General features: G+C 64.6%; 17 protein-coding genes, 2 tRNA genes and 1 pseudogene. 9 read left to right on the top strand and 11 right to left on the bottom strand.

Annotation, left to right across the window (positions count from 1 at the left end; genetic code table 11):
- Nucleotides 1–127, top strand: a pseudogene (locus tag GWK18_RS04795) (IS3 family transposase); the annotation flags it as partial.
- Nucleotides 128–269: 142 nt separating this feature from the next.
- Here the strand turns inward: GWK18_RS04795 and GWK18_RS04790 are convergent.
- From GWK18_RS04790 to dnaA, 10 genes are all read right to left on the bottom strand, one after another.
- Nucleotides 270–342: transfer RNA gene (locus GWK18_RS04790), tRNA-Ala, on the bottom strand.
- 11 nt (nucleotides 343–353) lie between these two features.
- The gene (locus GWK18_RS12880; RefSeq protein ID WP_209280899.1) at nucleotides 354–485 is read right to left on the bottom strand and encodes a DLW-39 family protein; all 132 of its coding nucleotides are present in this window, start codon (nucleotides 483–485) and stop codon (nucleotides 354–356) included.
- A gap of 32 nt (nucleotides 486–517) precedes the next feature.
- A tRNA-Ile gene (locus tag GWK18_RS04785) sits at nucleotides 518–591 on the bottom strand.
- Nucleotides 592–698: 107 nt separating this feature from the next.
- On the bottom strand, nucleotides 699–1316 hold the full coding sequence (locus tag GWK18_RS04780; protein WP_123824317.1) for a DUF3566 domain-containing protein: 618 nt from the start codon (nucleotides 1314–1316) through the stop codon (nucleotides 699–701).
- The gene (gyrA, locus tag GWK18_RS04775) at nucleotides 1313–4006 is read right to left on the bottom strand and encodes a DNA gyrase subunit A (RefSeq protein ID WP_123824318.1); all 2694 of its coding nucleotides are present in this window, start codon (nucleotides 4004–4006) and stop codon (nucleotides 1313–1315) included. Before gyrA ends, GWK18_RS04780 begins: the two co-directional genes overlap by 4 nt.
- 115 nt (nucleotides 4007–4121) lie before the next feature.
- Nucleotides 4122–6242: a DNA topoisomerase (ATP-hydrolyzing) subunit B gene (gene gyrB / locus GWK18_RS04770; RefSeq protein WP_123824319.1), complete on the bottom strand. Its 2121-nt coding sequence runs from the start codon at nucleotides 6240–6242 to the stop codon at nucleotides 4122–4124.
- Nucleotides 6243–6604: 362 nt separating this feature from the next.
- Entirely contained in the window at nucleotides 6605–7228 is a 624-nt protein-coding gene (locus tag GWK18_RS04765; protein ID WP_123824320.1) for a DciA family protein, read from the bottom strand.
- Nucleotides 7221–8438, bottom strand: coding sequence for a DNA replication/repair protein RecF (recF, locus tag GWK18_RS04760; protein ID WP_123824321.1), 1218 nt, complete (start codon nucleotides 8436–8438; stop codon nucleotides 7221–7223). Before recF ends, GWK18_RS04765 begins: the two co-directional genes overlap by 8 nt.
- 51 nt (nucleotides 8439–8489) lie before the next feature.
- Complete coding sequence (dnaN, locus tag GWK18_RS04755) at nucleotides 8490–9614, bottom strand: DNA polymerase III subunit beta (protein ID WP_123824322.1); 1125 nt, start codon at nucleotides 9612–9614, stop codon at nucleotides 8490–8492.
- A gap of 645 nt (nucleotides 9615–10259) precedes the next feature.
- The gene (gene dnaA / locus GWK18_RS04750; protein ID WP_348535833.1) at nucleotides 10260–11873 is read right to left on the bottom strand and encodes a chromosomal replication initiator protein DnaA; all 1614 of its coding nucleotides are present in this window, start codon (nucleotides 11871–11873) and stop codon (nucleotides 10260–10262) included.
- A gap of 538 nt (nucleotides 11874–12411) precedes the next feature.
- Between dnaA and rpmH the strand changes: the two genes are divergently transcribed.
- From rpmH to GWK18_RS04710, 8 genes are all read left to right on the top strand, one after another.
- Entirely contained in the window at nucleotides 12412–12549 is a 138-nt protein-coding gene (gene rpmH, locus GWK18_RS04745; protein WP_123824324.1) for a 50S ribosomal protein L34, read from the top strand.
- A 98-nt stretch (nucleotides 12550–12647) separates the two neighbouring features.
- Nucleotides 12648–13025, top strand: coding sequence for a ribonuclease P protein component (gene rnpA / locus GWK18_RS04740; protein WP_166833554.1), 378 nt, complete (start codon nucleotides 12648–12650; stop codon nucleotides 13023–13025).
- On the top strand, nucleotides 13022–13555 hold the full coding sequence (gene yidD / locus GWK18_RS04735; RefSeq protein WP_166833552.1) for a membrane protein insertion efficiency factor YidD: 534 nt from the start codon (nucleotides 13022–13024) through the stop codon (nucleotides 13553–13555). Before rnpA ends, yidD begins: the two co-directional genes overlap by 4 nt.
- A 14-nt stretch (nucleotides 13556–13569) precedes the next feature.
- Nucleotides 13570–14601 carry a membrane protein insertase YidC gene (gene yidC / locus GWK18_RS04730; RefSeq protein WP_166833550.1) on the top strand — a complete coding sequence of 344 codons (1032 nt, stop codon included), beginning with the start codon at nucleotides 13570–13572 and terminating at the stop codon, nucleotides 14599–14601.
- Nucleotides 14602–14702: 101 nt separating this feature from the next.
- Nucleotides 14703–15371 carry a R3H domain-containing nucleic acid-binding protein gene (locus GWK18_RS04725; protein WP_348535832.1) on the top strand — a complete coding sequence of 223 codons (669 nt, stop codon included), beginning with the start codon at nucleotides 14703–14705 and terminating at the stop codon, nucleotides 15369–15371.
- A gap of 72 nt (nucleotides 15372–15443) precedes the next feature.
- Nucleotides 15444–16055 carry a 16S rRNA (guanine(527)-N(7))-methyltransferase RsmG gene (gene rsmG, locus GWK18_RS04720; protein ID WP_123824497.1) on the top strand — a complete coding sequence of 204 codons (612 nt, stop codon included), beginning with the start codon at nucleotides 15444–15446 and terminating at the stop codon, nucleotides 16053–16055.
- A 108-nt stretch (nucleotides 16056–16163) separates the two neighbouring features.
- Nucleotides 16164–17195: an AAA family ATPase gene (locus GWK18_RS04715; RefSeq protein ID WP_123824328.1), complete on the top strand. Its 1032-nt coding sequence runs from the start codon at nucleotides 16164–16166 to the stop codon at nucleotides 17193–17195.
- Between the two features lie 742 nt (nucleotides 17196–17937).
- Complete coding sequence (locus GWK18_RS04710) at nucleotides 17938–19392, top strand: ParB/RepB/Spo0J family partition protein (protein WP_348535831.1); 1455 nt, start codon at nucleotides 17938–17940, stop codon at nucleotides 19390–19392.
- A gap of 94 nt (nucleotides 19393–19486) precedes the next feature.
- Here GWK18_RS04710 and GWK18_RS04705 read toward each other — a convergent pair whose 3' ends face one another.
- The gene (locus GWK18_RS04705; protein ID WP_123824329.1) at nucleotides 19487–20704 is read right to left on the bottom strand and encodes a peptidoglycan-binding protein; all 1218 of its coding nucleotides are present in this window, start codon (nucleotides 20702–20704) and stop codon (nucleotides 19487–19489) included.
- Nucleotides 20705–20739: the final 35 nt, after the last annotated feature.

The raw sequence follows: 20739 nt of genomic DNA, 5'->3' as shown, positions 1-20739 counted from the left end.
GCGTCTGGCCATCGTGGTCTGGATCGGGCGGAAGTATCACCGGCAGCGAGCGCAGGACACGCTCGGCGGGTCGACGCCCATCGAGTTCGAAGCAAAACTAACCGAGCCGCTCACACTCGCGGCCTAAACCGAATCTGTCATCAGTTCGTTCCTCACGCCCCCGTCCTAGCCACCGCCACCGGCGAGATCCTCTCCGAACACGACATCAACCCCACCAAGGGCTACTGGGGTCTGAACACCATGAACGATGACTCGACTCATCACATTTGTGGAGGCAAGGGGACTCGAACCCCTAACCCTCTGCTTGCAAAGCAGATGCGCTACCAATTGCGCCATGCCCCCGTGGTCGAGTGCTACTCGACCGGGTCGGTCACCTCTCGCCACGCTTGGCGGTCGGCTTCCTGCTCCTGGAATCGCTGGTTGGCGACTCCGGCGGCAATCGCGCCCGTGACGATGACCGCAGCGGTGAGAAGGATCTTCTTCACGTTGCGAACCTCCGTCCTGGACATCGATTCCGTGGGCGTACCAGGAATTGAACCTGGGACCTCTTCGTTATCAGCGAAGCGCTCTAACCGTCTGAGCTATACGCCCGTGGGTCCTGGACCAGAACTACTGTCCTGGGGCTTGGACCGAGAGAAGACATTACACGATGGGCGCCAACCCCCACAAACCCGGGCGGGGGTCGGAATCGAGCATGCTCAGTCGTCGGTCAGGGTAAGACCGATTCCGCCGATCAGCCCGGCGGCCAAGTTGTAGAGCACCGCGCCCAACACGGACAGCAGCGTCAACAGGATCACGTTGATCACCGCGAACACGGTGGCGACCACCGCCACCTGCCCCAGCGAGACCACCTCACGGATGTCCGTGGAGCCCTCCGGCCCGGCCAGCATTCTCATGAGCTCGTTGATGCCGTTGAACAGGCCCGTGATGTCCATGAGGATCCACAGCAGCACTGCGGCCACCAGCGTGATGATGCCCAGCGCCACGGACAGCAGGAACGCCAGCTTCAGCACGGACCAGGTGTCCACCTTGGAGACCACCAGGCGAGCGCGGCGCACCTTGGCGCGCGGTGCCGGGCGAACCAGGCCCTTCGTGGACGGCCGGTTGGCCGCCTTGCCGGACTTGTCGCCGTCCCCGGAGCCCCTGCCCAGAGCCTTGCTCAGCGACTTGCCCTGGTTCTTGTCCGCAACCTTGGTTCCGGCGCCCGCGGGCCCCTGACCAGACGAAGAACTACCCGAGGCCGATCCGGCCTTGGCACCCGAGGTCGACTTGGGTGTGGTTCGACCGCTCGTGCTCGAACGTGCCTTCGGGCTCATGCGTCACCTCCGTGGTTTCCTTCGTCCAACGTTACGTCATCCGCTTCGGCAGATGGTGCCACGGCGTCATCCGTCGCCTGGGTTTCGGCCTCACCAGCGGCTCCACCGTCGACGACGGCGCCCTCTCCGGCCTCCGCTTCGACCTCTTCCTCGATGTGCCGATCTGCGTTCCAGGCAACACCCACGATGGAGTCCTTGGGCGCGGGCTTGGCGAAGATCACGCCCATGGTGTCGCGGCCCTTGGCGGGGACCTCGGACACGGCGGAGCGAACCACCTTGCCGGAGGACATGACCACCATGACCTCGTCGTTCGCGCCCACGATCAGCGCGCCGGCCAGCTTGCCGCGGTCGTCGTCGAGCTTGGCCACCTTGATGCCCAGGCCACCGCGGTTCTGCACGCGGTACTGGTCCACCACCGTGCGCTTGGCGTAACCGCCTTCGGTCACCACGAACACGAAGCTCTCCGTGTTGTCGCGGACCACCTGGGCCGCCAGCAGCTCGTCGTCCTCGCGGAACTTCATGCCGGTCACTCCGGAGGTCGCACGCCCCATGGGCCGCAGGGCCTCGTCGGTCGCGTTGAAGCGCAAGGACTGGCCGTTGCGGGAGACCAACAGCATGTCATCGTCCGTGGAGACCAGCTTGGCGGAGACCAGCTCGTCACCGTCGCGCAGGTTGATCGCGATCACGCCGGCGGACCGGTTGGTGTCGTAGTCCTCCAGGCGGGTCTTCTTGACCAGGCCCCGGCGGGTGGCCAGCACCAGGTACGGGGCGTCCTGGTAGCTCTGCAGCTCCATGACCTGCGCGATGTGCTCGTCCGGCTGGAAGGCCATCACGTTGGCCACGTGCTGACCCTTGGCATCGCGTCCGGCCTCCTGCAACTCATAGGCCTTGGTGCGGTACACCCGGCCGAAGTTGGTGAAGAACAGGATCCAGCGGTGCGTGGTGGTGGTGAAGAAGTGCTCCACCACGTCGTCGCCGCGCAGCGTGGCACCGCGAACACCCTTGCCACCGCGGCGCTGGGCCCGGTACTCGTCCGATCGGGTGCGCTTGACGTACCCACCGCGGGTGATGGTCACGACGACGTCTTCCTCCGGGATCAGGTCCTCGACGGACATGTCGCCGTCGTAGCCCATGAGGATCTCGGTGCGACGATCGTCCCCGTAGCGCTGGACGATCTCCTGCAGTTCCTCAGAGATGATCTGCCGCTGACGTTCCTCGGAGGCCAGGATCGCCTCGTAATTACGGATCATCTCTTCCAGCTCCGCAAAACGGTCCTGGATCTTCTGCCGCTCCAGGGCCGCCAAGCGACGCAGCTGCATGTTGAGGATGGCCTGAGCCTGTTCCTCGTCGATGTCCAGCAGCTCCATCAACCCGGTGCGGGCCTCGTCCGGAGTGGGCGAGCGACGGATCAGGGCAATGACCTCGTCCAGGGCGTCGAGCGCCTTGAGCAGGCCGCGCAGGATGTGGGCCTCTTCCTGGGCCTGACGCAGGCGGTACTGCGTACGCCGGACGATGACCTCGATCTGGTGCTTGACCCAGTGCCGGATGAAGGCGTCCAGGGACAGGGTGCGCGGAACGCCGTCCACCAGCGCCAGCATGTTGGCGGAGAAGTTCTCCTGCAGCTGGGTGTGCTTGTAGAGGTTGTTCAGCACCACCTTGGGGATCGCGTCCCGCTTGAGCACGATCACCAGACGCTGGCCCGTGCGGCCCGAGGTCTCGTCGCGCATGTCCGCGATGCCCGGGATCTTGCCTTCCTTGACCAGGTCGGCGATCTTCACGGCCAGGTTGTCCGGGTTGACCATGTACGGCAGCTCGGTGACCACCAGGCACGTGCGTCCGTGGATCTCCTCCACGTTGACCACGGCGCGCATCTTGATGGAGCCACGGCCGGTCCGGTACGCGTCCTCGATGCCCTTGTGACCCAGGATCTGCGCCCCGGTGGGGAAGTCCGGACCCTTGATGCGCTTGAGCAGCGCCTCCAGCAGTTCCTCCCGGGAGGCCTCCGGGTTCTGCAGCGCCCACTGCACACCGTCGGCCAGTTCCCGCAGGTTGTGCGGCGGGATGTTGGTGGCCATGCCGACGGCGATGCCGGAGGACCCGTTGGCCAAGAGGTTCGGGAACCTGGCCGGCAGGACCACGGGCTCCTGGTTCTTGCCGTCATAGTTGTCCTGGAAATCCACGGTTTCCTCGTGTATGTCCCGGACCATCTCCATGGCCAACGGCGCCATCTTGGTCTCGGTGTACCGCGGGGCGGCTGCGCCGTCGTTGCCCGGGGAACCGAAGTTGCCCTGACCCAGGGCCAGCGGATAGCGCATGACCCACTGCTGGATCAGACGCACCAGGGCGTCGTAGATCGCCGAGTCACCGTGCGGGTGGTAGTGACCCATCACGTCGCCCACCACGCGAGCGCACTTGTTGAACGCGCGGTCCGGGCGGAACCCGCCGTCGTACATCGTGTAGATCACGCGGCGGTGCACGGGCTTGAGCCCGTCCCGGACATCCGGGAGGGCGCGGCCCACGATGACCGCCATGGCGTAGTCCAGGTAGGACCGCTGCATCTCGGTCTGCAGGTCCACCTGCTCGACGCGCTCGGTGATGACCGCGCCGTCCACCGTGGTCGCCTCGACCTCCGTGCCGGTCTGGTCGCCCGGCGTGGGGTCCTGGGGCGTTGCCTGAGTCTCGTCACTCATTCGTGCCGTTTCCGTCCTTGTCTGACTACTTCTTCCCGGGACGTCGCTCCGACGTCCTTATTTGATCTCGTGTGCCGGCTCTCACCAGTGTGTATGCCGGAACCAACATGAACGATCAGATGTCTAGGAAGCGGATGTCCTTGGCGTTCTTCTGGATGAATTCCTTGCGGGACTCGACGTCCTCGCCCATCAGCACGGAGAAGACCTGCTCGGCGGCGGCCGCGTCCTCCATGGTCACCTGCAGCAGCGTGCGGGTCTCCGGATCCATCGTGGTCTCCCACAGCTCGGTGTAGGACATCTCGCCCAGGCCCTTGTAGCGCTGGATCCCGTTGTCCTTGGGCAGACGCTGGTTGTTGGCGTAGCCCTTCTTGAGCGCCTCGTCGCGTTCCGCGTCGGAGAACACGTAGTCGTGCGGGGCGTTGGACCACTTGAGCCGGTACAGCGGCGGCTGCGCCAGGTACACGTAACCGTGCTCGATCAGCGGCCGCATGAAGCGGAACAGCAGGGTCAGCAGCAACGTGGTGATGTGCTGACCGTCCACGTCGGCATCGGCCATGAGCACGATCTTGTGGTACCGCGCCTTCTCGATGTCGAAGTCGTCGCCGATCCCCGACCCGAAGGCCGTGATCATGGACTGCACCTCGGCATTGGACAGCGCCCGGTCCAGGCGCGCACGCTCCACGTTCAGGATCTTGCCGCGCAGCGGAAGAATCGCCTGGTGTGCGGGATCGCGGCCCTGCACGGCCGAACCACCCGCGGAGTCACCCTCCACCAGGTAGATCTCCGAGCGGGAGGGATCCTTGGAGGAGCAGTCCTTGAGCTTGCCGGGCATGCCGCCGGACTCCAGCAGACCCTTGCGACGGGTGGTCTCCCGCGCCTTGCGAGCGGCCAGCCGCGCCTGGGACGCGCTGATGGCCTTGCGGATGATGTCCTTGCCGGCCTGCGGGTTGCGCTCCAGCCAGTCACCGAACTCGTCGTTGACCACACGCTGCACGAACGGCTTGGCCTCGGAGTTGCCCAGCTTGGTCTTGGTCTGGCCCTCGAACTGCGGCTCACCGAGCTTCACGGAGATCACCGCGGTCAGTCCCTCGCGCACGTCGTCGCCGGTGAGGTTGTCGTCCTTGTCCCGCAGCAGCTTGAACTCCCGCGCCTTGCGGTTGATCAGCGTGGTCAGCGCGGTGCGGAAGCCCTCTTCGTGGGTGCCACCCTCGTGCGTGTTGATCGTGTTCGCATAGGTGTGCACGGACTCGCTGTAGGCCGTGGTCCACTGCATCGCGATCTCGAGCGAGAGCTGTCGCCCCTCGTCCTCGGTTTCGAAGGCGATGACGTCGTCGTGCACGCGATCGGCCTTCTTGCCGTCGTTGATGAACGTGACGTAGTCCAGCAGACCCAGGTCGTACTGGTAGACCACCTTGCGGTGCCCGTCCTCCGTGACGCCCACCTTGTTGAGCACCTCCGCCTTGGCGGAGTCGCCCTCCTTGGCGGTCACGTCCTGGCCAGCTTCGCCCTCGGAAGCGGCACCGTCGACGGCGTCGTCGCCCGTGATCTCCACGCGCTTCTCCCCGGCGACCTCGTCACCGGAGTCGTCCAGGGAACGCTCGTCGGTCAGGGTGATGCGCAGGCCCTTGTTGAGGAAGGCCATCTGCTGGAACCTGGCCCGGAGGGTCTCGAAGTCGAACTCGACGGTCTCGAAGATCTCGGGATCCGGCCAGAACGTCTGGGAGGTACCGGTGGCCTCCGTCTCCTCACCCTGGACCAGTTCACCCTGCGGCACGCCGCCGTTGGCAAAGCTCATGCGCCAGGCGTAACCCTGCCGGCGGACCTCGGTGTCCACCCGCGCGGACAGGGCGTTGACCACGGAGATGCCCACGCCGTGCAGACCGCCGGAGACCGCGTACCCGCTGCCGCCGAACTTTCCGCCAGCGTGCAGGATGGTCATGACCACCTCCACGGTGGGCTTGCCCTCCGTGGGGTGCAGGTCCACCGGGATGCCACGGCCGTTGTCCGTGACCCGCACTCCGCCGTCGCTCTGGAGCACGACCTCGATGTGGTCGCAGTAGCCCGCCAGGGCCTCGTCCACCGAGTTGTCGATGACCTCGTACACCAAGTGGTGCAGGCCCCGCGGGCCCGTGGATCCGATGTACATGCCAGGACGCTTGCGAACCGCTTCCAGGCCTTCCAGAACGGTGATGTCACTGGCGCCGTAGCCGCTGTTCGGGCTCTGCTGATCTGCCACGAGCTCTAGGTTCCTCCTGGTTCTCACCCGGGTTCCGCGGGCGCGACGGCCTACGTTCGACGACGTCGATGCTCGACGTCCGGTTCGTCACGGCGCTCCGGGCGGCACAAAAATCGCACGGGATGCTCGACCATCGGGCGGAGCCTCCGCGTGCGCGATGCGCTGGGTGTTTGTCTGTGTGACATCTTACCGGAAACGCGCGCACACGGGCGTCGATTCAGAGTGAAAGTGGCCCCCATCGGGCAAAAACAGTCGGTAGGAGCCACTGGGAGGCAGGGAGATGTGCCCCTTGTCATCCACCAGGCCCCGAGGCGGTCTGTCAGCGTTCCACGGTTCGGACCACCGGGACGTCGTTCACCGAATCATCCGTAGGTGTCCCTCGGTCCACGACCACGCACGGTCCTGGGGCCGCGCTTCCAGTTCGGTGCCACCGGTCCGTGGATCTCCAGGCGGGTCACGATCCCCGTACCGAGCTCCGTCTCGATGCTCTTCAGCACCTGGGACTCCAACATGCGCAGGTTCGTGGCCTGCGCCGTGGAGGAGCACCGGATCTTGAGCACGGTGTCCTCGAAGGCCTCCGGCACGCAGTGTTCGGCGATGTACGGACCCACGATCTTGGGCCACATGTTCATGACCGAGCCCACCGCAACCGGTGTGCGCCAGCCCCGTCCGGACACGAATCGCTGCATGACGGACCCGACGCCCTGCGGGTCCCGAGCGGACACACCGGCACCCGAGTACCCGCCGAGTTGCCGGGGGTCGGTCTGTTCCTCGCGCTTGCGCACCGGGCTGGCGGTCCGCGAATCCATGGCGGCGGCGAAGTTCCGCAGATTGGCCTTGGCCGCCGCACCGTACAGCCGCCCCTGCCCGCGGGATTCCGCCGCGAAGCGGACCCGGGTCAGCGCCGCGGCCGCCGCGTCGACCTCGTCGCTGATGCGCACCACGTTGAGCTCACCGTTCGGATCATCCTCGGGCTGCTCACTCATCGCTGCCCTCGGCCGTCTCCCTCGCCGTTTCCTCGGCCGTTTCCACCCTCCCCGGTGACACGGCAATCACTCTGATCGCCTCGTTGCCCTGCGCGTCCCGCAGGGCGCTGGGCACGTCGTCGGCCACGGCCGCGGTGACCAGCACCTGTTCGGCACCGGAGACCGCCTCGGCCAGACGGTCGCGACGGCGCGCGTCCAGCTCGGCGAACACGTCGTCCAGGATCAGGATGGGTGAGGCACCTTCGCTGCGGTCGTCGTCCAGGTGCACGTACCAGGACCCCAGGCGCAGGGCGAGCGCATAGGACCACATCTCGCCGTGGGAGGCATAGCCCCTGGCGGGGAAGTCACCCAGATTGAGCTCGAGTTCGTCACGATGCGGGCCCACCAGGGACATGGCCCGGTCGACTTCCTTGCTCTGCATCCGCTCGCAGGCTTCGAGGATCAGGTGTCGGAGGTCGGCCACGGAGAAGTGCTCCAGATCCGCGACCCGTCCCTCGGCCTCCGCAGGCAGGACGGAGGACCGGTAGCGCAGGGACGGGAACCGAGGACCGTCGGTCAATTGGGCGTAGGCTCGGTGGACCTCCGGCTCCAGCGCTTTCACGAGCTGGAGCCGGGCGTGCAACAACTGCGCCCCGGAGGTTGCCAACTGCTCGTTCCAGACGGACAAGGTCGCCAGGTGCGCGTCGGTCACCCGGCCGGCGGCACGGGCGGATTTCAACAGGGCGTTGCGCTGCTTGACGGTCTTGTCGTAGTCGGCGCGCACTCCCGCCAGAACGGGACGCATGGATGTGGCCAGCTCGTCCAGGAACTGGCGCCGGTTGGAGGGATCGCCCTTGATCAACGCCAGGTCCTCGGGGGAGAACAGCACCGTGTGCACGGTTCCCAGCGCCTCCCGCGCTCGCGTTGCGGACCCGCGGTTGATCCGAACGGTGTTGGCCTTCCCGTTCTCCAGGGCGAACTCCAGCGTGGTGCGATGGCCCGCGCGTCGGACCCCGGCACGAATGACGGCGCGCTCGGCACCCATCCGGATCAGCGGTGCCGTCGAGGACACCCGGTGGGAGCCCAGGGTCGCCGTGAAGTCCACGGCCTCCACGATGTTGGTCTTGCCGACCCCGTTGGAGCCCAGGAACACGGTGATCCCGGGGCCCAGGGCAAGGTCAAGAGCCGCGTAGGTGCGGAAATCCACCAGAGACAGGCTCTCAAGATGCACGGCGACCCCCGCTGGGTGAGAGGGCGAGTTCTCCGACCGCCCCTGCGGACATCAGGAGTTGGGCAGGCGGACCGGCATCAGGAGGTACCGGTAGTCGTCGCGGTCCTCGCCGTCGGATTCCTCCTGGGCGGAGAGAACAGCCGGCTTGGGCGGTGCCGTGAAGGAGAACCGCACGTACTCGGAGCCGAAAGCGTGCAGGCCCTCGGAGAGGTAGGTGGGGTTGAAGGCCACCGTGATGTCGTCGCCCTGAAGGTTGGCCTCGATGATCTCGGAAGCCTGGGCGTCCTCCCCGGTGCCGGCGTCCAGTGCCACCTGTCCTTCGGTGAAGGCCAGCCGTACCGGGGTGTTGCGCTCCGCGACCAGGGACACACGACGTACGGCTTCGACCAGCTCAGAGGTCTTCACGGAGGCCGTGATCGGAGTGGATTCCGGGAACAGGGAGCGGATCTTGGGGTATTCGCCGTCGATCAATAGGGACGTGGTCCGGCGGCCACCGGATTCGAAGCCCACCAGTTCCGCTGAATCGGAGAGGGCAATGTTCAGGTCACCCGCGGGGCCGAGGGTCTTGGCGATGTCGTTGAGCGTTTTGGCCTTGACCAACGCCGAGGTCTGCAGCGACGAGCTGCCGGGACGCCAGGTGAGCTCGCGCATGGCCAGGCGGTAACGGTCCGTGGCCAGCAGGGTCATCCGTTCGCCGTCGATCTCCACCCGAACACCGGTCAGGATCGGCAGGGTGTCGTCCTTGGACGCCGCGATGTTGACCTGGGCAACGGCCTGTGCGAACTCGGCGCCGTCCACCACACCGGAAACCTCCGGGAGTCCGGGCAGTTCCGGGTATTCCTCGACGGGCATGGCTGCCAGGTTGAACCGTGAGGACCGGCAGGTCAGGGTCAGTTTCCCATCCTCGGCGACGACGTCGACCGGAGCGGAGGGCAGGGATCTGCAGATGTCGGCCAGAAGGCGACCGGAGACCAAGGTGGTCCCTTCCTCCTGGATCTCGGCATCGATGGACACCCGCGAAGAGATCTCGTAGTCGAAGCCCGCCAGAGAAACCTGCCCGGCTTCCGCCTTGAGCAGCAGACCGGAGAGCACCGGGACCGGAGGCCTGGGGGACAACGATCGAGCTGTCCAGGTCACAGCCTCAGCCAGGACGTCACGTTCCACGGAGAACTTCACGGGTTGGCAGCCTTTCATTCGCAATGCCGCGCGGTCCGGGACCGAACACACGACGACAGCATGCTATCGGCGTCGCTCCAGGTAATCCATCCGGTGTGCACCTGCGTGCCAGCGTCAGATGATCTGGGTGGGGACAGAACTCATCGATCGTGGAGAGCTTGTAATTACACGTGCCGGGTCAGATCCCTCGAACGTTGTTCGGAGAAGAGAAGAAGATGGGTAGGAGTGTTAATAACCCCTGTGGAAGATGTGGAAAACCATGTCTGAGGGCCCCAGCTCAACGATCGACCTGTGGGTTTCCTGTGGTCCTGGATCCACGGAACGAATCCCTCTCCGTGGAAGAACATCCTTGTCATTCCGCGGATCTCCACACGTCGTCCACCCGCAGCCCTAAGTTGTCCACTCCGAAGAAGCTGTTCTCCACAGAGTTGTCCACAGGTGGTGATTCTCCACCGTGCACAGGACGTCCACACCGCACCAAATCTTGTGATTACAAAACGATCCGTCCTTGTCGATGCGGGCCGCACCCTGTGGAAAAGTCAGGGGCCGCCTCATTCGAGGTAGCCCCTGGAGTGATCGCCGGCTGGTTCACCGGTGGCACGTTCGGCAGTGACCGGTGAAGAGCCTGGCGGTGGAGAGAACGTGTCAGCCCGTGCGCTGTTGCTGCTTGATGCGGTTGGTCAGTTCGGTGACCTGGTTGAAGATCTGACGCCGCTCCGCCATCAAGGTGCGGATCTTGCGGTCTGCGTGCATGACCGTGGTGTGGTCGCGGCCGCCCAGTTCCTGACCGATCTTGGGCAGTGACATGTCCGTGAGCTCGCGCAACAGGTACATGGCGATCTGACGGGCGGTCACCAGGGTCCTGGTCCGTGACTTGGACTTGAGCTCGTCCAAGGAGATGTCGAAGTACGCAGCGGTCTGCCCCAGGATCGTGGCCGCGGTGATCTCACCGCCGTCGTCGTCCGTGATCAGGTCCTTGAGGACCAACTCCGCGAGCGGGAGGTCCACTTCCTGCTTGTTCAGCGAGGCGAATGCGGTCACGCGGATCAACGCACCCTCGAGCTCCCGGATGTTGGTCGAGATGTGAGAGGCGATGTACTCCAGGACTTCCGGAGAGGCCTTCATGCCGTCCGCGTCCGCCTTCTTGCGCAGAATGGCGATGCGGGTTTCCAACTCGGGCGGCTGAACGTCCGTGATCAGACCCCACTCGAAGCGCGACCGCATCCGGTCCGCGAAGCCCGTGAGCTGCTTGGGCGGCATGTCGGAGGTGATCACGATCTGCTTCTCGTGGTTGTGCAGGGAGTTGAACGTGTGGAAGAACTCCTCCTGCGTGTGCTCCTTGCCGGCCAGGAACTGGATGTCGTCGATCAGCAGCATGTCCACGTTGCGGTAGATCTCCTTGAAGGAGGAGCCCTCGTCGTCGCGGATGGAGTTGATGAAGTCATTGGTGAACTCTTCCGAGTTCACGTAGCGCACGCGCATCTCCGGGTAGAGGCGCTTGCCGTAATGGCCGATCGCGTGGAGCAGGTGCGTCTTGCCCAGCCCGGAATCGCCGTAGATGAACAGCGGGTTGTAGGCCTTCGCCGGGGTTTCGGCCACGGCAAACGCGGCGGCGTGGGCGAATCGGTTCGACTGGCCGATCACGAAGGACTCGAAGATGTACTTGGGGTTTAGCCGCGCGGAGGAGTTCCATTCGGTGGTCTCGGCCGTGGCCGTGCCGTGATCCTCACGAGCAACTGCTGTGGCATCGGTGTGCGGCACTGTCCCGTTGGACGAGACGGGTTCGGGCTCCACCGGCTCGGGTGCGCCGTAGTCGACGACGAGGGGCTGTGAGTCACGCAGCGGCTCGGGCCCCGATGATCCGCGTTCGGCTTCCAACTCCTCGAGCGGCGGCAGGGTGTTCCCGGAGTTCCCTGACGTCGCGTGATCTGACCGTTCCTGATCACCGGTACCGCCGACTTCGGCAGCCTGGGGTTGTTCGACCTTGTCGAGTTCCGTGTCGACCACGACCGCCATGAGGGTGTCCGCCCCGAAGGCCTGGGTCACGGCATTACTGATGGCCGCCGCGATGGTCGATTGGAAGACTTCCCGAGTCAGCTCGTTGGGCACCGCCACCAACAGGGTGGATCCCATCAGGCCGCGCGGCTGGGCCAGGCTCAGGAAGCCACGGTGGCGGGGGCTGATGGAGGGATCCGCGGTGAGAGTTTCCAGGCACTGTGCCCACTGCGCGTCGAGCACTTGGTTCTGCTGAAGACTCACTGCTGCGGGCTCCGGGAATCTCTCGGGGGCGGTCACCGGACTGGTCGGCCGGACGGTCCCCCGATTTCCACAGACTTGTTCACAACGGTGGATATCGCGCTGGGGGTGGGGCGCGAACGTCAGCCTAGAGCACCCGTCGTCGGTGCTCATAGTGAGTTTTCGGGCCGCCGGGGAACTACACTTCTGTAGTTACACGCCTGCTCGCGCGCCGTCACTGGGAAGCGGCGGGTCGAGGTTTTCCACAAGATTTTTTCGAGACCGTGCACAGTTGTGGGCAACCGGAAGAACATCAGCCGACAGCCGCGCGATCTCGCTCACGCGCAGTTGACCGGATGTCTCACCCTGCCTAGAATTGCCCAGTCTTGTGTCTGCATTGCGCCCGTACATTCGTGATCCACGGTCGTCCAGGACACACCCCAATGACCACCGCAAAGGTGGACCGGCTCACGTACTGAGCGGGTCGTCGCGCGCCCTTGAATCGGCTGCGTGCCCCGCTCGACATGAACCGTTCCGCCCTTCCTTTTTCGGGAGATTCACAATGAGCAAGCGCACTTTCCAGCCGAACAACCGCCGCCGCGCCAAGAAGCACGGCTTCCGTGCCCGCATGCGCACCCGCGCCGGCCGCGCCATCCTGTCGGCCCGCCGTTCCAAGGGCCGCGCCTCCCTCTCTGCCTGAGATCGTTCGCGCGACCGCAGCGCCCTGACCTCTGGGGCCTCACGGAACCGGGGGTCTGGACGGGCGGTCAACGACCACAATCCGCAAGGGGTGAGTGCGTGCTTCCGTCACAACACAGGATGCGCACGTCCACGCTCTTTGCAGCGACCACACGTTCCGGGGCCCGTCAGGGTCGCCGGAACGTTGTCGTCTACGTACGTCCCACCGGCCCGGACCAACCGGTCCGCGCCGGTTTCGTCGTGTCCAAGGCGATCGGCAACGCGGTGACCCGCAACCGGGTCAAGCGTCGGCTCCGGGCCCTGGTGGAGGACAGCGTCCGATCACGACCGACCGGATGCGACGTCGTCGTCAGGGCCCTCCCTCCGGCGGCGGAGGCAACGTTCCATGAACTGGCCACGGACTGGAACTCGGCCTGGTCGAAGGCCAGGGTCAAAGCCGGGGGCAGCGCGGATTCCCTGACGGGAGCCCACTCATGACCGAGACCGTGGACCCCGGAGTCGCGCAAGATTCCGGGAACCGGAAGACCTCCCAGGAACTCTTCGACGCCGCACCGTCCGAATACGTGCACCCGAACACGGCCCTGCAGGTTCTGTGGCTCCTGCCCCAGAATCTGCTGATCGCGGGCCTCAAGATCTACCGGGCCCTGGTTTCGCCGCTTTACGGGGACGTCTGCAAACACTTCCCCACGTGTTCGGCGTACGGCCTGGAGTCCGTCACCCGGCACGGAGCGGTACGCGGCTTGGGCCTCACCGTCCGGCGACTGTTGCGTTGCCACCCTTGGGCTGCCGGTGGGATCGACAGAGTTCCCGACGGCGGTCGGGCCTTCCACACCGTGGAGGACCTGCCCCGCATCATGCTGCTGAACCATCCCACCCCCGAGGACCGAGCACGACTGCTGGCCTCATGCGCCCCGGTCGCCGGCGCGCATCGCACACCCGACGGTGACGCGACGTCACCGGCTGAATCCCGGACCGGCACTGCCACCGGTACGACGGACTCGGCCTAAGGAGAGACCTTCCCATGAACTTCTTCGATCTGATCCTGTGGCCCTTCAAATGGGCCGTTTCCGCCGTTCTCTGGCTGTTCCACTCGCTGTTCACCGCCGTGGGGATGGATCCTGCCAGCGGGTGGACCTGGGTGCTGGCCATCGTGGGCCTCACGCTCATCATGCGCACCCTGACCATTCCGTTGTTCATGAAGCAGATCCGCTCGATGCGCGGTATGCAGGTGATCCAACCGGAGATGGCCAAGCTGCAGGCCAAGTACAAGGGCAAGACCGACCAGGTCTCCCGCCAGGCCATGGCTCAGGAGCAGATGGCCCTGTACAAGGAGCACAACGTCAACCCGTTGGCCTCCTGCCTGCCGATCCTGGCTCAGATGCCGATCTTCTTCGGCCTGTTCCAGGTGCTCAACGGGGTGCCCAAGGCTGCATCGAATGATGAGGGCATCCTGATCCTGAACTCGGACATGATCCACCAGTTCTACGACAGCACCCTGTTCGGTGCCCCGCTGTTCTCCACGCTGCGCAGCCCGGGCGACGGCAACCACACGGCCACCGTCGTCATCGCGATCCTGCTGGTGATCGCGATGACCGTGACCATGTTCATCTCCCAGAAGCAGCTGGCGGCCAAGAACGTGTCGGAGGCGACCAAGGAGTCGCCCATGTACCGCCAGCAGCAGATGATCATCTACATCTTCCCGATCATCTTTGCCGTGACCGGCATCAACTTCCCGATCGGTGTGCTCATCTACTGGACCATCTCCAACCTGTGGTCCATGGGCCAGCAGTACTGGATGATCCGCCGCAACCCCACCCCCGGTTCCCAGGCCGAACGTGAACTCAACGAGCGCCGTGCCGCCAAGGGCCTGCCCCCCGTCGGCAAGTCCAAGGAAGAACACGAAGCCGAGCTCGAAGAGGCTCGCGCCAAGGCCGCCGCGGGACAGCGCCAGCAGCCCATGAGCAAGAAGCGTCAGAAGGCCCAGACCAAGAAGGCCCCTGGTTCACCGAACCGAACCGGATCTTCCGGATCGGGGTCGACCGGCAAGAAGTAGGGCGACGGCGGCCCGGTTCACACCGCCGCTGATCCTGGCCGCACCCGGTCCATTCCGAATGCCGCTGCCGGCATCCACCACGAACTTCCCGAGGAGCTCCCGTGAGCAACAACCAGAACGAAACCGCCGGTGAGGCGATCGAGGTCGAGGACCTGGAACCAGGTCAGGAAGTGGACGCCGCTGCCGTTGCCGCCGGCGTCGACGTCCCCGCTGATCCGGAGAACGGGCCCGAGTCCGATTCCGGGCGCGATTCCGCGCCCGCAGACGCGGCCGGAGCCGAGAACCAGGACGACGACGTCGACCCCCTGGTCGAGGAAGGCGAGATCGCTGCGGACTACCTCGAAGAACTACTGGATCTGGCGGATCTGGACGGCGACATCGACATCGAGGTGCGCAACGGCCGGACCTACCTGTCGGTGCTGAACGAAGAGGGCACCTCCGAGGACCTCGAGATCCTGGTGGGCCGTGACGGTGAAGTGCTCGATTCCCTTCAGGAACTCGTGCGACTGGCGGTGCTCGCCGCCACCGAGCACCGGAGTCGACTGGTCCTGGACATTGCAGGCCATCGCAACCAGCGGGCGGGCAAACTCAAGGACCTGGCCCTGGAAGCCGTGGACAAGGCCCGCTCGACCGGGGAACCCGTTCACCTGGACCCGCTGTCCCCCTACGAGCGCAAGATCGTCCACGACGTCGTCGCCGAGGCCGGACTGCACTCGGAATCCGAAGGCGAAGGCGCGGGCCGACACATCGTGATCAGCGTCGAGGGCTGAGCTGTGGCGCCCACCGGCCCCGATTCCCGACCGGCACCCGAACCCCAGGAACCGCCGATTCTCGAGGGCAAGATGCTGGAGGCCGCGGAGGCGGTTTTCGGTGACAACCTCGACCTCGCGCGGGCTTACGTGGGGCACTTGGCGTCCTCAGGCATTGTTCGCGGCCTGATCGGACCGCGGGAGGTGCCCCGTCTGTGGGAACGGCACGTCCTGAACTGTGCAGTGGTCGAGTCCCTGATTCCCCGGGACGCACGCGTGGCTGACGTCGGTTCAGGTGCCGGACTCCCCGGACTCTGCCTGGCCCTGGCCCGACCCGACATCTCGATCACCCTGATCGAACCCCTTGAACGTCGGGTGACCTGGCTCGAAGAAGTGGTACAGGACCTCCAGCTGGGCAATGTGCAGATCCTGCGCACCCGCGGCGAGCAGGCGCGCGATCAGCTCGGTGGAGTGGACGTCGTCACGGCTCGCGCGGTCTCGGCCCTGACCGGACTCCTGGACATCACCCTGCCCCTGCTGGACGGTGACGGCCAGCTCCTGGCACTCAAGGGTCGCTCGGCCCAGGCGGAGATCGACAAGGCGCAGAAGAAGCTCAAGCGGTGGAAAGCGGATCGGACCGAGATCCTGACAGTGGGTCAGGACTTGCTCGACGAACCGACAACCGTTGTCCGGGTGAGCCTCTGAGCACCTCCGGGGGCTCAATTCACAGCGGGTAGGGTGGAGCCCGGCCAGCAGCCCTGATGCTGCCACGGCCGACCATGACCGTTCACGGCAATCAACGGAGGCCAATCGATGCCGCAGCACGACGTCCATCGGGTGGACGACCGCGAACTACCACCCGATCCGGTGGCCTCCCCCGACAGGATCGTCCCGGACCGTGCGAGGACCATCGTGCGGGAACCCGGTATCACCAACGCCGAAGTCCATCGAAGTGCGGGAGACGGCCCGCTCGGGAGGAAGCTCGTGGAAGAGAACCAGCGACGGCAGCGTCTGCAGAAGCTTGACGTCCAGCGCCCGGCTGACACCCGCGTGTTCACCATCAGCAACCAGAAGGGCGGCGTGGGGAAGACCAGTACCTCTGTGAACTTGGCTGTTGCAATGGCCAAGCAGGGACAGAACGTGTTGGTCATCGACAACGATCCCCAGGGCAACGCGTCCACGGCACTGGGAATCCCCCACTCCACGGAGGTCAACAGCGTCTACGACGTGTTGGTCGACGAGCTACCCCTGAAGGACGCGGTGGTGGAGTCGCCCGAAAGCGAACGATTGTTCGTGGCACCGGCGACCATTGATCTTGCGGGCGCAGAGATCGAGTTGGTTTCGATGGTGGCCCGCGAACAGCGGTTGTCCCGGGCAATCGCTCAGTACAGGAAGGATCGTGAAGAGGCCGGCCTGGAGCGGCTTGACTACATCTTCATTGATTGCCCTCCCAGTCTTGGTCTGCTCACGATCAATGCCTTCGTGGCCGCGTCCGAAGTACTGATTCCGATCCAGTGCGAGTACTACGCGCTCGAGGGACTCAGCCAGCTCCTCAACAACATCGGCATGATCCAGAAGCACCTCAACCCGTCGCTCAACGTCTCAACCATCATGTTGACGATGTATGACGGCCGCACGAACCTGGCGTCACAGGTTGCCGACGAGGTTCGTACCCACTTCCCGGACAAGGTCCTGGAGACGATGATCCCGCGCTCGGTTCGGATTTCTGAAGCACCGAGCTACCAGCAGTCGGTCATCACCTATGACCCTCAATCGACGGGCTCCCTGGCCTACCTGGAGGCGGCAGCTGAAATTGCCATGCGAGGTGGACAGGTCAGCCAGTAGAACCTGAACTGACTTCGTTGGTCGCCAAGGGGGGCGCCGTTTCACGTGAAACGGTGCCCTTTCCTATTGCCCGCCACTTCTGACGAGATTCCTGGATGGGGGCATCCGTAGACATGAGTTGGGACGAACTCACGACCAGGGTTCACCTTGTCGGCTGTCGTTCCTTGAGGAAGGTCTTGAGCATCCGAGAGCTCGCTGGTGACGGTCACCGGTGGTTCCTAGGGGTCTGTTGGTGAATGGATTCACGTGCGGGACGACGGCTGCGGCTCGGCTTGCCGGATCATCTGGGATCGCACGTTTCACGTGAAACATCAGATTCCATCTCCCATGGCAGCCCACTAGCGTGACGGAGCTTGCGTCAGGGTCATCAGCTAAGACTTCGTAGGCGGTGGCTGGAGGTATAGGAAGCGCGGGCTGTGTGGCTGGTGCGTTGCTACTGCATTGCAACTATGTCCCAACGGTTTCACGTGAAACGGCGACAAGGGGTCCGTTCGAGTTCTCCACCCAAGTAGAATCGTCCGAGTTGTCGATGTGAATGGAGCGAACTGTGGCGGAGCGACGAAGAGGCCTTGGACGCGGATTGGGTGCGTTGATTCCGAGTGGTCATACGACGGATGAGATACCTGGAAGTACCCCAGCTGACGACGATGTTGTCGCGTTTGAGAACACACGTACCCCACAGTCGGGGACGACCGACGTTTCACGTGAAACGGGTGGGTCGTCGGACCGACCCGAGACTGGGGTGCCTGAAAAGTCGAGATCAAATGACGCAGACTCCAACTCCTCCACCGAGAAGAAGAGTCAAGGCTCCTCCCTTGAGTCGAAGGCTAAGGCCGGTGGCGGAACTTCCAAGCGGAAGTCGGGAAGTGCAGGTGGCACCGGCCCGAAGGCCGAGAAGCAGAGCTCCAAGGCGAAGTCCAAGTCCCCTGGGCAAAAGTCCAAGGATGATGAGAAGAAGGCTTCCGCCAACGGTGGGGGCGTCGATGAGCGGAAGTCGAGCGACAACGAGGGCGTTTCACGTGAAACGCCGAACGGTCGCAAGCGGAGTGTGAGCGCCGAAGCACGTCAAGAGGCGATGCGCGCGAGGATGAACCTCGGTGGTACCCCGCGGTCCGAGGGGTCGCGCCGGCCCTCGGACATGTTCTTCACACCATCCGCTACAGAGTCGGCGAAGAGTGAAGATGTAGACAATCCCTCTCCTGACCTCCCCGCAGTCGTTAACTCCAGTGCGTTGACGGACAATGTTTCACGTGAAACGGGACAAGGACAGCCTGAGAATGCAGTCATAGACACATCGAAAACCGGAGAGCGGCCGGTCACAGCGTCTGCTGAATCAAGGCCGGAGGATGGGGAATCTCTCCAGACCGTGCCCGGGGCCTCGTTCAGGGAAGTCGATGTCAATGACATTCACCCGAACCGCAAGCAGCCACGACAGGTGTTTGACGAGGACGAACTTGCAGAGCTCGCCTACTCCATCGGCGAGCTGGGAGTCCTTCAGCCCGTCGTCGTACGTCCATCGCGGGAGGCGGAAGGACCCGCGTATGAGCTGGTCATGGGTGAGCGCCGTTGGCGCGCCACGCAGCGAGCCGGCCTGGAGCGCATCCCCGCGATCGTGCGTGAAACCAGTGACGACGATCTGTTGCGCGATGCGTTGCTGGAGAACCTTCACCGATCACAGCTGAATCCCCTGGAAGAGGCGGCTGCATACCAGCAGTTGATGGAGGAGTTCGGCGCGTCTCAGGAGGAGCTGTCGCGTCGAATCGGGAGATCGCGGCCGCAGATCAGCAACACGTTGCGGCTTTTGAGGCTCCCAGCTCTGGTGCAGCGTCGAGTGGCCGCCGGCATCCTGTCCGCAGGCCATGCTCGTGCCCTCTTGGCTTTGGAGGACCCGGCGGAGATGGAGCGGCTCGCTCAACGCATTGTTGCCGAGGGCCTGTCCGTTCGAGCTACTGAAGAAGCTGTGACGCTGTCCAAGAGCCGCAAGCCAACCGTTCGTCGCAGCGCTCAGACGCAAGAGCGACACAGGGAGCGGCTCGACTACATCGCGGACGCGTTCTCCGACAAGCTGGACACCAGCGTGAAGATCAATCTGGGTGCCCGCAAGGGTCGGATGACCATCGAGTTCGCTTCCGTCGAGGATCTGAACCGGATCATTTCGGTCCTGGATCCGCAGGGATTGCCGGAGAACCAGGAGTAGCAGGCAAGCCATTCACTCTGCCAGGGGGCAGAGACGAGAGAACGGCCCCGACAACTCACGGGATGTCGGGGCCGTTTCACGTGAAACATATTGCTCAGGACTGCGGCCGACGGGCGATCTCGCGGGCCAGGTCCACGGCATTCATGGTGCCCGTCGGCATGTCTTCGGAGGCCTGGAGGTACATGCGTTGGAGTCCGACGACGACGGCCGTGGCCATGTGCGTACGGAACTCCGGGTCTTCCAGTCGGGAAAGCTCACCGGGGTTGGACAAGTACCCGAGATCCAGCGAAATTGTGGGCACGCTGTTGAGGCGCAGCACTCCCCACTGCCGTCCATGGGTGCCCAGGTCCAGGGCACCGGTGCGGGCGATGATCTCGCGCAGGGTCAGGGCAGCGGCCCGTTCACCGATCGGCGAGAGCGTGGCCTTGGCGCGGTCGTCGTCGCCCCAGTAGAACACCGACACTCCGTGCGCCGCGGACGACCGGTTCCAGTCCGTGTCCAGCACCACGACGACGGCGTCGCGGCTGGTGCCGAGCGCCTCGTCAATGGAGGACCGCACGTCGATGTGGGTGCCGCGACGGTCGACCACGGGCCGATTCGCAACGAGGACCGGCGTGGCCCCCACCTCGTTCAAGAGTTCGTGAGCTCTCACGGCGACATCGACGGTGATGCGTTCGGCGATCTCTCGGTAGTTGTCCGGAGCGCCGGCGGGGATCACGGGGTTGTTCGTGAACATCGCCGGGACCAGGACGACCCGTTGGGAACGAATGGCGTCCGTGGCGCGCTCCAACCGGTGATAGTCGCGAAGGGAGAACGCCTTGGAATCGGAGATCTTCTTGTTGACCCTGGCCAGTGCCGCGATGGTTTGGGAGTCAACGGCCCCGGTGGCCTGAAGGCCGAGACTGTGCTGCAGCTCGACCACCGCGTGATGGGTCTTCTCGTCGAAGGTGCCCGTGAGATGGCCGTAATAGAGACCGAGCTGGGACAGGTTGTCCTGAAGCCGCTCGACGTCCTCGCCTCGTAGGGGTTCGTTGACATCCCAGTGGAGGCGTCGATCGCCCAGGGTGTACTGCGCTTCGTTCAACCGCCGTTCCGTCTCGGGGCCGACCACGCCGTCGACCAGCAGCCCTCGGGCCTGCTGGAAGCCACGGACGGTGGTCTGGACGACGTCGTCGAATGCTGTGGGGTCGTCCACGTCCCGAGGATCCAAGCCGTGCGGGGCAGGCCCCGTGCGGATCAGACGCTCCCTGAGTCCTACGACGCGACGATCCTTCGTTCCGAACTGCAGGGGCTTGGTGATGTCTTCGGACATGAGTCGTGGTGCCTCGTGGTGGATGCTTCTGCCAC

The sequence above is a fragment of the Kocuria sp. JC486 genome, from assembly GCF_011602805.1.
In the GTDB taxonomy this organism is placed as follows: Bacteria; Actinomycetota; Actinomycetes; order Actinomycetales; family Micrococcaceae; genus Kocuria; species Kocuria soli.
This window is presented reverse-complemented; position numbering and strand designations above follow the sequence as displayed.